Origin of the sequence: Pontimicrobium sp. SW4 (genome assembly GCF_039954625.1) — a bacterium.
Classification (GTDB): Bacteria; Bacteroidota; Bacteroidia; order Flavobacteriales; family Flavobacteriaceae; genus Pontimicrobium.
In genome coordinates, this window is sequence record NZ_CP157199.1 from 698,733 (window position 1) to 711,674 (window position 12,942).

Annotated in this window: 12 protein-coding genes and 1 pseudogene; 11 read left to right on the top strand and 2 right to left on the bottom strand. The window is 32.0% G+C overall.

Annotated features, from left to right (window positions below):
* The first annotated feature begins 1 nt into the window (after nucleotide 1).
* The gene (locus ABGB03_RS03290) at nucleotides 2-559 is read left to right on the top strand and encodes a hypothetical protein (RefSeq protein WP_347924809.1); all 558 of its coding nucleotides are present in this window, start codon (nucleotides 2-4) and stop codon (nucleotides 557-559) included.
* A gap of 44 nt (nucleotides 560-603) precedes the next feature.
* Here ABGB03_RS03290 and ABGB03_RS03295 read toward each other — a convergent pair whose 3' ends face one another.
* Entirely contained in the window at nucleotides 604-933 is a 330-nt protein-coding gene (locus ABGB03_RS03295; RefSeq protein WP_347924811.1) for a helix-turn-helix transcriptional regulator, read from the bottom strand.
* A gap of 142 nt (nucleotides 934-1,075) precedes the next feature.
* On the opposite strand from ABGB03_RS03295, the gene ABGB03_RS03300 reads away from it, so the two are divergent.
* The 5 genes from ABGB03_RS03300 to ABGB03_RS03320 all read left to right on the top strand — a co-directional run bounded on the left by ABGB03_RS03300 (nucleotide 1,076) and on the right by ABGB03_RS03320 (nucleotide 6,549).
* Nucleotides 1,076-2,650 (top strand): hypothetical protein, encoded by a 1,575-nt coding sequence (locus tag ABGB03_RS03300; RefSeq protein WP_347924812.1) that lies wholly within the window; start codon nucleotides 1,076-1,078, stop codon nucleotides 2,648-2,650.
* A gap of 41 nt (nucleotides 2,651-2,691) precedes the next feature.
* Entirely contained in the window at nucleotides 2,692-3,627 is a 936-nt protein-coding gene (locus ABGB03_RS03305; protein ID WP_347924814.1) for a tyrosine-type recombinase/integrase, read from the top strand.
* Nucleotides 3,614-4,498: a tyrosine-type recombinase/integrase gene (locus ABGB03_RS03310; RefSeq protein ID WP_347924816.1), complete on the top strand. Its 885-nt coding sequence runs from the start codon at nucleotides 3,614-3,616 to the stop codon at nucleotides 4,496-4,498. The genes ABGB03_RS03305 and ABGB03_RS03310 overlap by 14 nt, the downstream gene beginning before the upstream one ends.
* Nucleotides 4,499-5,080: 582 nt before the next feature.
* Entirely contained in the window at nucleotides 5,081-5,980 is a 900-nt protein-coding gene (locus ABGB03_RS03315; RefSeq protein WP_347926365.1) for an RHS repeat-associated core domain-containing protein, read from the top strand.
* A gap of 11 nt (nucleotides 5,981-5,991) precedes the next feature.
* On the top strand, nucleotides 5,992-6,549 hold the full coding sequence (locus ABGB03_RS03320) for a hypothetical protein (protein ID WP_347924809.1): 558 nt from the start codon (nucleotides 5,992-5,994) through the stop codon (nucleotides 6,547-6,549).
* A gap of 44 nt (nucleotides 6,550-6,593) precedes the next feature.
* Here the strand turns inward: ABGB03_RS03320 and ABGB03_RS03325 are convergent, their stop codons facing one another.
* Nucleotides 6,594-6,923, bottom strand: coding sequence for a helix-turn-helix transcriptional regulator (locus tag ABGB03_RS03325; protein WP_347924811.1), 330 nt, complete (start codon nucleotides 6,921-6,923; stop codon nucleotides 6,594-6,596).
* 142 nt (nucleotides 6,924-7,065) lie between these two features.
* Between ABGB03_RS03325 and ABGB03_RS03330 the strand changes: the two genes are divergently transcribed.
* From ABGB03_RS03330 to ABGB03_RS03350, 5 genes and pseudogenes are all read left to right on the top strand, one after another.
* Nucleotides 7,066-8,640, top strand: coding sequence for a hypothetical protein (locus tag ABGB03_RS03330; RefSeq protein WP_347924812.1), 1,575 nt, complete (start codon nucleotides 7,066-7,068; stop codon nucleotides 8,638-8,640).
* Nucleotides 8,641-8,681: 41 nt separating this feature from the next.
* Entirely contained in the window at nucleotides 8,682-9,617 is a 936-nt protein-coding gene (locus tag ABGB03_RS03335; RefSeq protein WP_347924814.1) for a tyrosine-type recombinase/integrase, read from the top strand.
* The gene (locus ABGB03_RS03340; protein WP_347924816.1) at nucleotides 9,604-10,488 is read left to right on the top strand and encodes a tyrosine-type recombinase/integrase; all 885 of its coding nucleotides are present in this window, start codon (nucleotides 9,604-9,606) and stop codon (nucleotides 10,486-10,488) included. Before ABGB03_RS03335 ends, ABGB03_RS03340 begins: the two co-directional genes overlap by 14 nt.
* Nucleotides 10,489-11,082: 594 nt before the next feature.
* Nucleotides 11,083-11,994, top strand: a pseudogene (locus tag ABGB03_RS03345) (RHS repeat-associated core domain-containing protein); the annotation flags it as partial.
* A 5-nt stretch (nucleotides 11,995-11,999) separates the two neighbouring features.
* Entirely contained in the window at nucleotides 12,000-12,578 is a 579-nt protein-coding gene (locus ABGB03_RS03350) for a hypothetical protein (protein ID WP_347924818.1), read from the top strand.
* Nucleotides 12,579-12,942 lie beyond the last annotated feature (364 nt).

Sequence of the window (12,942 nt, forward strand, 5' to 3'; positions counted from 1 at the left end):
AATGGAAAACAATTTATTAAAAAAAATATTTTCTGATTCAAAGAAACAGAAAACATTTATAAGTATATATTCTAACGAAGAAGATACTGACGTGTTTTCAATAGGAATAATTTGCAATTTTGATGATGACTTTGTTTTAATTAAGAAAGTAAGCCCTGAAGGTAATTTTGATGGCTTTTCAATATTATTGATAGAAGATATATATTCCATAGAATATGGAGATAAATATTTAAAAAAGATGCAACTTTCTATTAAAGAAGATATCATTAACATTAGTGATGACATACAAGATTTATTATTGTCTAATTTTAGATTTGATGATTTATTAAAACTTTGCTCTAAAAAACGATTTTTAGTATCTATAAATTCAGTTTACAATAGAAACTTTATAGGATATATAGAGGATTTTGACGGGGAAAATGTAATTATAAATAACGTAGATGAGTATAATGAAAATGATGGTTTTTCTTTTTTCAGAATTTTGGAGATTGAAAGAATTAGTCTTTTTGAGACAGAGTTAAAAACAATTACGAATATAAAGAAAGTAATAAATCAATAAGAAATCATAAAGCATTAAAAGCCACAGCGAAAGTTGTGGTTTTTTTATGCGTAAGTATTACGAGCTTTAGCGTCTCGAATTAATGCATTAATCGTAGTGAAAATATGCTCTCTATCTTCATTGTTCAGTTTTTGTAAACTCGTAACAACATCAACAATAGTTTTATCAAGTTCCAAATCAGATAAGCCAGTTAAATAATCCAAAGATACTTCGAGCGCTTTAGCAATCTTAAATGCCGTCTCAATAGACGGTTTTACTTCATCACGTTCGTAACGTCCAATTACAGGAGCGTGCACACCAATCTGTTTGGCAAGTTCATCTTGCGACATCTTCCTTTTTTTACGAGTGATTAATAAGCGTTCACCAAACAACATAAGTTCTAAATATATCAGTTAAATAAAGTAATACGTAAATATATAAAACATAAAGTATCTATCTGAATATTAAATTGTTTGATAAATAAGAACATATTTTATACTTTTGAACAATATATGTTCTAAAAAATATTTTTCAACAATGTTAGATACTACCAACGCAAACAACTACGCATACATCACAAAACATCTTGAAATCCACATCTTGGGCGGACTAAAGACCAATAAACTGGAGAGTTTACGAATTACATTATCTATACAAAAGCCGAAATCACATAACATCTTACGGCACAGCTTAGATTTATACAATGATAATCAAGCAGAAAAATTTACAAGAACAGTAGCAGAACGATTAGAAATAGGAACAAGTGTAGCACGTAAAACATTACAAGAGTTAACCAAAGAATTAGAGAATTACAGATTTTTATTAATAGAAAAGCATACACAAAATAACCAACCATACTCAAAAGAACTTAATGCAACTGAAATCAAATCAGCAGAAACCTTTTTAAAGAAGAAAGATTTACTAATTAAAACTAATGAACTTATTGGAAAGTCTGGAGTTATTGGAGAACAGAATAATAGACTATTAATGTACTTGATATTTACGAGCAGAAAAACCAACAGTCCTTTACATTGTATCAGCTTGGGAAGTTCTGGAGTTGGTAAGACACATTTACAATCTAAAGTAGCAGAACTCATACCAGAAGAAGATAAAATAGAAATTACAGTATTATCTGCAAATGCTTTTTATTACTTTAACAGAACAGAACTACAGCATAAATTAATATTGATTGAGGACTTGGACGGCGCAGAATCTGTACTCTATCCACTGCGAGAACTGCAATCCAAAAAGCGCATTACAAAAACAGTCGTCCATAAAGACACCAAAGGCAATACCAAAACAATCCATTTAACGGTTGAAGGTCCTGTAAGTGTTGCTGGTTGCACCACACAGGAAAGTATTTACGAAGATAACTCAAACCGTTCGTTCCTACTCTACATTGATGAAAGTGCAGAACAAGACCAAAGAATTATGAACCACCAACGTTTTATGAGTGCTGGAAAAATCAACATACAAGAACAACACGCATCACGTGATTTATTATGCAATGTGCAACGTGTATTAAAACCGATTAGAGTAATCAATCCTTATGCAGAATACTTGGAACTGCCACAATCTGTATTTAAACCAAGACGTACAAACTCACACTATTTACAGTTTATTGAAGCGATTACATTTTATAAGCAATACCAAAGAGAAAAGAAATATGACGAACAAACAGGCGAAGAATTTATAGAAACCACAATCGAAGATATACAAGAAGCTAACGAACTGATTACAGAAGTATTATTACGAAAATCTGATACCATAAACGGAGCAACAAGAAATCATTTAGAGAAGCTGAAAGACTACTTAAAAACCAATAACCAAACGACTTTTACCAACGCAGAAATTAGAAGAAACTTACGTATAAAAGAAACCACTTTAAGGCGTTACAACTCACAATTGTTAGCCGAAAATTATATACAAAGAGTTAAGAAAGTAAAGACTAAAAGTTACTGTTTTGAAATAGTTGATGTTCAAGAATATGACACACTTAAAGAGCAGATAAACAAAGCATTGAAAAGCTGTATTGCAAAAATAGAACTCGCCATATCGCCACAAAGTCGCCACCAACAAAATGGCGAAGTTAAAACAAAGAAAGTCAGTTAATTAAATCCAACTCGCCACACAATCTTAAAAAACATCAAGAGATGAAAAAATTAAAGCTACAAAACCACAGCTACAAACTCTTTGTTGCCAATTTTAAAGAGTGGTTAGACATACTTGGATATGCAGAAACAACAGTCTATTACTTGCCAAACCACCTAAAAGAGTTCTTCCATTATTTAGAAAACAAGAACATTAATAATATCAATTTTATCACAGCAGAAACCGTAAAGACCTATTACAAACAACTGCAACAGCGTAGCAATACCAAAACAAGCGGAGCATTAAGCAAAAGCTACTTAAACAAACACCAACAAGCTCTAAAAAAGTTTAAGGAATATTTACAGAACCATAATCACAAAGGCATACAAATACATCTAAAATCCGAGACCAATCCAACCGAAGAACGAGTAAATATATTAACCATATCAGAAGTTAAAGAACTCTTTGAAGCTACTGAATTTAGCCATACAGAAAGTAGATTTAAGTTAAGAGACAAAGCCATTTTAACGATTTTATATAGTTGTGGATTACGCAGAAACGAAGCAGTACATTTAGATACGAGCGATATCCTTTTTGATAAAGAACGAGTGTACGTGAGAAAAGGAAAAAACTACAAAGAACGATTTGTGCCAATCAATCGAAAAAACGCAGAAATATTAGAAGATTACATTTACGAATCTCGACCAGAATTTTACCAAAGTAATTTAAGTGAAGCCTTGTTTATCAATAAAAACGGAACACGATTACAAGGAATGAGTTATGCCAACAGATTAAAGACAATCGTAAAAGCAACCAATAATAAATCGATACAAAATAAGCAGATTACACTTCATACATTAAGACACTCGATAGCAACACACTTGTTGCAATACAACGTCGATTTAGAAAGCATAAAAACCTTTTTAGGCCATAGTTCTTTGGAATCTACACAAATCTATACGCACTTACTTAAAACGATAGAAAATGATAACATATAGCAATTATTTAGAACAACAGAACTATAGCAAAACAACCATAGAAAGCTACACAAAATCAATCGAAACCTTTTTAAAATGGTGCAAACGAAATCATACCAAAGCTGAATTAGTTGATTATAAAACTATCCTAAAATATATCAAGTATTTACAGCGGAAGAACAGAAGCAAAAGAACCGTAAAACATCAAATAGGAATTACCAAAAGTTACTTTAAATATCTACTATCAGAGAATTACAGAATAGACAATCCAATCGAAGATGTAAACATAAAAGGCGTAAAAAGAACAATCAATTACAATCTTTTAGAAGCTGACGAATTAGAGGATTTATATTACTCTTTTGAAACCGAAAACATTAAAGACAAGTATCACAAACTAACAGCAAAACGAAATAAAGTTATTGTTGGCTTAATCGTCTATCAAGGTTTACGAACCACAGATTTAGGCAACTTAAAGTTAGAACATTTACAACTCTCAAAAGGTAAAATCTATGTTCCAAGTACCAGGAAAAGCAACGCAAGAGAACTGGAGCTAAAACCTTGGCAAATAATGGAATTTATAGAATATACCAACGAAGTTAGAACAGCAATACAAAAGCGAACCAACAATTATACAGAACAGCTTTTTCCTCTCAATACAAGATTTAGTACAATCACGTATCACATCAACAAACGATTGAAGACATATAACCATAAAGTAAAAGACTTGAAACAGATTAGAGCAAGTGTAATCACAAATTGGTTAGGGCAATATAACTTGCGGAAAGTTCAATATTTAGCTGGACATCGTTATATAAGTTCCACCGAAAAATATGTACAAGACGATTTAGAAAACCTGCACGAAATCGTAAACAACTTCCATCCAATAAACTGAATAAATCCACGCAAAGTAAATCCAGTATTCTCGTTCTACTTCGACAAGCTCAGCAACCACTCAAAAGCCTCTGTATTTACTTTGCTTCCTCGCCAACGCTCGGAAATCAACCGCCTAAATCTTCATCTTTTTAAAACGTTTGCTTCCTCTGAAAACGTTTTAAAAGTTGATGTAACAGAGGTTGGAAATGCGGTGGAGTTGCATCAGCTTTTAAAATGAAACAAACGAAGTGCGTTAGCTATCCGCAAACTTGCTCAAAAAAGCGTCGGAAGTCAGGCGTGAAACGGAAGTATTTTACATAGTGTGCTTATGTTACAGAAACCGAATGAATGCTGACATAAGAGCACATTATGTAAACATATCGTGGCAAAGGAAGCCGATAAAAGACAGAGGATTTTTGCAGACAAAAAACTGGGTTTTATTGGCGTGGAAATAGTCAGAAAAACCTATCTTTACGATACGTTCTTTTAAATTTTTTGAGCAGTTTTTTTGGAATGATACCGAATGAAAGTGCGCCAAAGCTGGATTTTTTGCATAAAGTTTTAACCCTTTGGGCTCAAACACAAAGGTTACAATAACGTAATAAATGGCACAGAACATCCTTATAAGTATAATGGTGTTGAGTTAAATGAGAATTTAGGGCTTAATATTTATGAAACTTATGCAAGAGGTTATGACCCTGCTATTGGGAGATTTTTACAAATAGACCCTTTGGGAGAGTTAATTAATCAAATAGATAAAACACCCTATAATTTTGCTTGGAACAATCCTATTGCTTTTAATGACCCTGATGGTTTATGTCCAGATTGTCCAGACCCAGCTAATGCGACAGAGGGTCAAATTTACACTATTGATAATGGCAGTGAATATATATTTAACGGTACAGAATGGGAAAGGCATACTGTTGAAGAATTAGATGAAGTGGTAGTAGTTGCACCTTCTGGGAGTTCAGAAGAAGATTCTTCTAACACCACAAGTGAAGCAAATGCAGGAACAGTTAGTGCAGTTGTTGCTACTGGAATTATTTTAAGTGAAGTGTCGACATCTGTAACACTTCCATCTGCTACAGCCGTAGGAGGTGCTGCTGCAACAGGAGGTGTTGTTACTGGGTTTTTAGGAGTTACTGTTGGGCCACTTTTATATATGTCGTATATGTATCCTAATGGAATTACTGGACCAACTTACGATCAATTAAGGGCTGATCCATTTTTTCCAATAACAACACAAGATCCAAAAAATTATCCATCTCAACCTTCAAGTATCACAGCTCCTCCAAATTTAACTCCTCCAGCTTATCAACCATTGACAGCGGAAGAGTTATTGACAGTCTCTGCTTATATTAATCAAATGGCAGCGGAGCATAGAAAAAGGAGAGGCAGTAAGAAGAAGACAAATGACAAGCACACAAAAAGACGACCAGGAGGGGATGAAAAAAAGAAAAAACCAAGAAAAAGAGGCAAAAAATGGAAACCTCGCAAATAAAAAAGATAAAAATGGAAAACAATTTATTAAAAAAAATATTTTCTGATTCAAAGAAACAGAAAACATTTATAAGTATATATTCTAACGAAGAAGATACTGACGTGTTTTCAATAGGAATAATTTGCAATTTTGATGATGACTTTGTTTTAATTAAGAAAGTAAGCCCTGAAGGTAATTTTGATGGCTTTTCAATATTATTGATAGAAGATATATATTCCATAGAATATGGAGATAAATATTTAAAAAAGATGCAACTTTCTATTAAAGAAGATATCATTAACATTAGTGATGACATACAAGATTTATTATTGTCTAATTTTAGATTTGATGATTTATTAAAACTTTGCTCTAAAAAACGATTTTTAGTATCTATAAATTCAGTTTACAATAGAAACTTTATAGGATATATAGAGGATTTTGACGGGGAAAATGTAATTATAAATAACGTAGATGAGTATAATGAAAATGATGGTTTTTCTTTTTTCAGAATTTTGGAGATTGAAAGAATTAGTCTTTTTGAGACAGAGTTAAAAACAATTACGAATATAAAGAAAGTAATAAATCAATAAGAAATCATAAAGCATTAAAAGCCACAGCGAAAGTTGTGGTTTTTTTATGCGTAAGTATTACGAGCTTTAGCGTCTCGAATTAATGCATTAATCGTAGTGAAAATATGCTCTCTATCTTCATTGTTCAGTTTTTGTAAACTCGTAACAACATCAACAATAGTTTTATCAAGTTCCAAATCAGATAAGCCAGTTAAATAATCCAAAGATACTTCGAGCGCTTTAGCAATCTTAAATGCCGTCTCAATAGACGGTTTTACTTCATCACGTTCGTAACGTCCAATTACAGGAGCGTGCACACCAATCTGTTTGGCAAGTTCATCTTGCGACATCTTCCTTTTTTTACGAGTGATTAATAAGCGTTCACCAAACAACATAAGTTCTAAATATATCAGTTAAATAAAGTAATACGTAAATATATAAAACATAAAGTATCTATCTGAATATTAAATTGTTTGATAAATAAGAACATATTTTATACTTTTGAACAATATATGTTCTAAAAAATATTTTTCAACAATGTTAGATACTACCAACGCAAACAACTACGCATACATCACAAAACATCTTGAAATCCACATCTTGGGCGGACTAAAGACCAATAAACTGGAGAGTTTACGAATTACATTATCTATACAAAAGCCGAAATCACATAACATCTTACGGCACAGCTTAGATTTATACAATGATAATCAAGCAGAAAAATTTACAAGAACAGTAGCAGAACGATTAGAAATAGGAACAAGTGTAGCACGTAAAACATTACAAGAGTTAACCAAAGAATTAGAGAATTACAGATTTTTATTAATAGAAAAGCATACACAAAATAACCAACCATACTCAAAAGAACTTAATGCAACTGAAATCAAATCAGCAGAAACCTTTTTAAAGAAGAAAGATTTACTAATTAAAACTAATGAACTTATTGGAAAGTCTGGAGTTATTGGAGAACAGAATAATAGACTATTAATGTACTTGATATTTACGAGCAGAAAAACCAACAGTCCTTTACATTGTATCAGCTTGGGAAGTTCTGGAGTTGGTAAGACACATTTACAATCTAAAGTAGCAGAACTCATACCAGAAGAAGATAAAATAGAAATTACAGTATTATCTGCAAATGCTTTTTATTACTTTAACAGAACAGAACTACAGCATAAATTAATATTGATTGAGGACTTGGACGGCGCAGAATCTGTACTCTATCCACTGCGAGAACTGCAATCCAAAAAGCGCATTACAAAAACAGTCGTCCATAAAGACACCAAAGGCAATACCAAAACAATCCATTTAACGGTTGAAGGTCCTGTAAGTGTTGCTGGTTGCACCACACAGGAAAGTATTTACGAAGATAACTCAAACCGTTCGTTCCTACTCTACATTGATGAAAGTGCAGAACAAGACCAAAGAATTATGAACCACCAACGTTTTATGAGTGCTGGAAAAATCAACATACAAGAACAACACGCATCACGTGATTTATTATGCAATGTGCAACGTGTATTAAAACCGATTAGAGTAATCAATCCTTATGCAGAATACTTGGAACTGCCACAATCTGTATTTAAACCAAGACGTACAAACTCACACTATTTACAGTTTATTGAAGCGATTACATTTTATAAGCAATACCAAAGAGAAAAGAAATATGACGAACAAACAGGCGAAGAATTTATAGAAACCACAATCGAAGATATACAAGAAGCTAACGAACTGATTACAGAAGTATTATTACGAAAATCTGATACCATAAACGGAGCAACAAGAAATCATTTAGAGAAGCTGAAAGACTACTTAAAAACCAATAACCAAACGACTTTTACCAACGCAGAAATTAGAAGAAACTTACGTATAAAAGAAACCACTTTAAGGCGTTACAACTCACAATTGTTAGCCGAAAATTATATACAAAGAGTTAAGAAAGTAAAGACTAAAAGTTACTGTTTTGAAATAGTTGATGTTCAAGAATATGACACACTTAAAGAGCAGATAAACAAAGCATTGAAAAGCTGTATTGCAAAAATAGAACTCGCCATATCGCCACAAAGTCGCCACCAACAAAATGGCGAAGTTAAAACAAAGAAAGTCAGTTAATTAAATCCAACTCGCCACACAATCTTAAAAAACATCAAGAGATGAAAAAATTAAAGCTACAAAACCACAGCTACAAACTCTTTGTTGCCAATTTTAAAGAGTGGTTAGACATACTTGGATATGCAGAAACAACAGTCTATTACTTGCCAAACCACCTAAAAGAGTTCTTCCATTATTTAGAAAACAAGAACATTAATAATATCAATTTTATCACAGCAGAAACCGTAAAGACCTATTACAAACAACTGCAACAGCGTAGCAATACCAAAACAAGCGGAGCATTAAGCAAAAGCTACTTAAACAAACACCAACAAGCTCTAAAAAAGTTTAAGGAATATTTACAGAACCATAATCACAAAGGCATACAAATACATCTAAAATCCGAGACCAATCCAACCGAAGAACGAGTAAATATATTAACCATATCAGAAGTTAAAGAACTCTTTGAAGCTACTGAATTTAGCCATACAGAAAGTAGATTTAAGTTAAGAGACAAAGCCATTTTAACGATTTTATATAGTTGTGGATTACGCAGAAACGAAGCAGTACATTTAGATACGAGCGATATCCTTTTTGATAAAGAACGAGTGTACGTGAGAAAAGGAAAAAACTACAAAGAACGATTTGTGCCAATCAATCGAAAAAACGCAGAAATATTAGAAGATTACATTTACGAATCTCGACCAGAATTTTACCAAAGTAATTTAAGTGAAGCCTTGTTTATCAATAAAAACGGAACACGATTACAAGGAATGAGTTATGCCAACAGATTAAAGACAATCGTAAAAGCAACCAATAATAAATCGATACAAAATAAGCAGATTACACTTCATACATTAAGACACTCGATAGCAACACACTTGTTGCAATACAACGTCGATTTAGAAAGCATAAAAACCTTTTTAGGCCATAGTTCTTTGGAATCTACACAAATCTATACGCACTTACTTAAAACGATAGAAAATGATAACATATAGCAATTATTTAGAACAACAGAACTATAGCAAAACAACCATAGAAAGCTACACAAAATCAATCGAAACCTTTTTAAAATGGTGCAAACGAAATCATACCAAAGCTGAATTAGTTGATTATAAAACTATCCTAAAATATATCAAGTATTTACAGCGGAAGAACAGAAGCAAAAGAACCGTAAAACATCAAATAGGAATTACCAAAAGTTACTTTAAATATCTACTATCAGAGAATTACAGAATAGACAATCCAATCGAAGATGTAAACATAAAAGGCGTAAAAAGAACAATCAATTACAATCTTTTAGAAGCTGACGAATTAGAGGATTTATATTACTCTTTTGAAACCGAAAACATTAAAGACAAGTATCACAAACTAACAGCAAAACGAAATAAAGTTATTGTTGGCTTAATCGTCTATCAAGGTTTACGAACCACAGATTTAGGCAACTTAAAGTTAGAACATTTACAACTCTCAAAAGGTAAAATCTATGTTCCAAGTACCAGGAAAAGCAACGCAAGAGAACTGGAGCTAAAACCTTGGCAAATAATGGAATTTATAGAATATACCAACGAAGTTAGAACAGCAATACAAAAGCGAACCAACAATTATACAGAACAGCTTTTTCCTCTCAATACAAGATTTAGTACAATCACGTATCACATCAACAAACGATTGAAGACATATAACCATAAAGTAAAAGACTTGAAACAGATTAGAGCAAGTGTAATCACAAATTGGTTAGGGCAATATAACTTGCGGAAAGTTCAATATTTAGCTGGACATCGTTATATAAGTTCCACCGAAAAATATGTACAAGACGATTTAGAAAACCTGCACGAAATCGTAAACAACTTCCATCCAATAAACTGAATAAATCCACGCAAAGTAAATCCAGTATTCTCGTTCTACTTCGACAAGCTCAGCAACCACTCAAAAGCCTCTGTATTTACTTTGCTTCCTCGCCAACGCTCGGAAATCAACCGCCTAAATCTTCATCTTTTTAAAACGTTTGCTTCCTCTGAAAACGTTTTAAAAGTTGATGTAACAGAGGTTGGAAATGCGGTGGAGTTGCATCAGCTTTTAAAATGAAACAAACGAAGTGCGTTAGCTATCCGCAAACTTGCTCAAAAAAGCGTCGGAAGTCAGGCGTGAAACGGAAGTATTTTACATAGTGTGCTTATGTTACAGAAACCGAATGAATGCTGACATAAGAGCACATTATGTAAACATATCGTGGCAAAGGAAGCCGATAAAAGACAGAGGATTTTTGCAGACAAAAAACTGGGTTTTATTGGCGTGGAAATAGTCAGAAAAACCTATCTTTACGATACGTTCTTTTAAATTTTTTGAGCAGTTTTTTTGGAATGATACCGAATGAAAGTGCGCCAAAGCTGGATTTTTTGCATAAAGTTTTAACCCTTTGGCTTAAAACATAAAGGGTATAATGGGAATGTAAATAGTACTAATGTTGCCCTTGACTTCACATATAATGGCAAGGAATTTGATGAAAGTCTTAATCTAAACACATTTGATTTAGGAGCAAGACATATGGATCCAGCACTAGGAAGATTTATGACTATAGACCCAATGGCAGATTTTGTTAATTATCAATCACCATATGCGGTAGCGGATAATAATCCTGTACTGCATGTTGATGAATATGGTTTAGGAATTATTAATTGGTTTGGAGCTCTAGGTAGAAAAGTAAAAAAGGGTATTAAAAAACTTTTTAATGGGAGAAATTGTGATTGTAGTAGTAGTGGAGAGTCTTTAAGTCAAGCATGGAGAAGGCCAGATAATATATTTGGGAAAAAGAAGAAAAAAATAAAAAAACGTAAAGTTAAAAAAGGTGACGATGGTAATGAGGTTGAAGAGACTGAAGGATCGGAAAGACAACAATTATCATCTTTAAATATAAATCCTATGGGAATTGTCCCTTTTGATGGAGGACCAGTAAACGGTAAGATAGAGCCGATTAATCATATAACCCCACCTGATTCTCCAGTACCACCTGGTGGTAGAATTAGCTTCAACAAAGATGTTATATTTAATAAAAATAGTTCTACTTTTAAGGATACTGAACATGTTGAAAGAACTCTTTTAAATTTAATAAAAACGCTAAGAGAATATCCACAACTAGAAGTTTTGATTTTAGGAAATTTTTCAAACCCTAATCCAAATGCAAATCAAAACTCTCCAACTAAGGTTAATGGTAAACGAGGAACTGTTGGGGCTCTTCAATTGGAGAGAGCAAAAGCTGTGGAACAGTTTTTGATTAGTAAAGGTATAAATTGGAGGAGATTAAGAGTTGGGAATGGTGTTATTAAGAATGGCAGTATGAATTCAACCTTTATAATAAATAATCCAGATAATTAAATAAAATGTTGAAGAAGTTTTTTATTATAACTATTTTAATTTTCACAGATATAAGTCCTATTATAATTGACCATTCTCTTGACTTATTTGAGAGACAAGATTTAAAAGATGAAATATTATGGTCTTCAAATAAGAAATTGACTTGGAATGATTTTTTAGGTGAACCCAATAATTATAAAGAGAATTTATTAGCTGAAACTCAATGTGAAATAAAAATAATAGGTACTTACCGAAGTGGAGGTATTCCTAAATATATTATTGCTTCCTATTTTATTAAATCAAAATCTTGGACAAAAGTTAACGATTCATTAACATTGAAGCATGAGCAAGTACATTTTGATATTTATGAATTATTTACGAGAAAAATTAGAAAAGAATTTGATAAATTAAATAAGAAGAAGGTTAGAGACACAAAGATGTATGATGAAATCTATTATAAATTAGTAAATGAATCCATTAATTTAAATGATAGATATGATAACGAAGTTTATTTTAATAATGAAAAACAGCAAATATGGATAGAAGAAATTGCAGTAGAATTAGAAAATTTGAAGGAATATTCGTTTGATAATCACTCAAATTAGTAATGTTCCAAATTGGCACTTAAGTCAATTATTAAATTATAATTACTGAAAATCAATGATATAAAACAAGAATAGACTTCGTAATCGAAATCGGTAATGTAGTAAACAAGGTCATAGATTAAACATATATAATCAATAAAAGCAGGTATATTTAGGTATATCTGCTTTGTTTTGTCTATTAATTAGTTGGGAGAAAAAGACTTTTTCTACACTTATTTAACTGATTTTAAAGATATTAATATAAGTCTATTTAGCCTGTCTTTTACTTTATCTAGTTAAAAAGATTTAAATGATTAAAAGAGTGCCTTAGGAGTGATTATTTAAGCTGTAAATACTCATGTTTATAGAGTTAATTAAGAAATAC

Bases quoted from the DNA above. Each gene is read 5' to 3' on its own strand.
- ABGB03_RS03310 (WP_347924816.1), top strand. From the start codon at position 3,614: ATGATAACATATAGCAATTATTTAGAACAACAGAACTATAGCAAAACA.
- ABGB03_RS03320 (WP_347924809.1), top strand. From the start codon at position 5,992: ATGGAAAACAATTTATTAAAAAAAATATTTTCTGATTCAAAGAAACAG.
- ABGB03_RS03335 (WP_347924814.1), top strand. From the start codon at position 8,682: ATGAAAAAATTAAAGCTACAAAACCACAGCTACAAACTCTTTGTTGCC.
- ABGB03_RS03330 (WP_347924812.1), top strand. From the start codon at position 7,066: ATGTTAGATACTACCAACGCAAACAACTACGCATACATCACAAAACAT.
- ABGB03_RS03300 (WP_347924812.1), top strand. From the start codon at position 1,076: ATGTTAGATACTACCAACGCAAACAACTACGCATACATCACAAAACAT.
- ABGB03_RS03295 (WP_347924811.1), bottom strand. From the start codon at position 933: ATGTTGTTTGGTGAACGCTTATTAATCACTCGTAAAAAAAGGAAGATG.
- ABGB03_RS03290 (WP_347924809.1), top strand. From the start codon at position 2: ATGGAAAACAATTTATTAAAAAAAATATTTTCTGATTCAAAGAAACAG.
- ABGB03_RS03350 (WP_347924818.1), top strand. From the start codon at position 12,000: ATGTTGAAGAAGTTTTTTATTATAACTATTTTAATTTTCACAGATATA.
- ABGB03_RS03340 (WP_347924816.1), top strand. From the start codon at position 9,604: ATGATAACATATAGCAATTATTTAGAACAACAGAACTATAGCAAAACA.
- ABGB03_RS03305 (WP_347924814.1), top strand. From the start codon at position 2,692: ATGAAAAAATTAAAGCTACAAAACCACAGCTACAAACTCTTTGTTGCC.
- ABGB03_RS03325 (WP_347924811.1), bottom strand. From the start codon at position 6,923: ATGTTGTTTGGTGAACGCTTATTAATCACTCGTAAAAAAAGGAAGATG.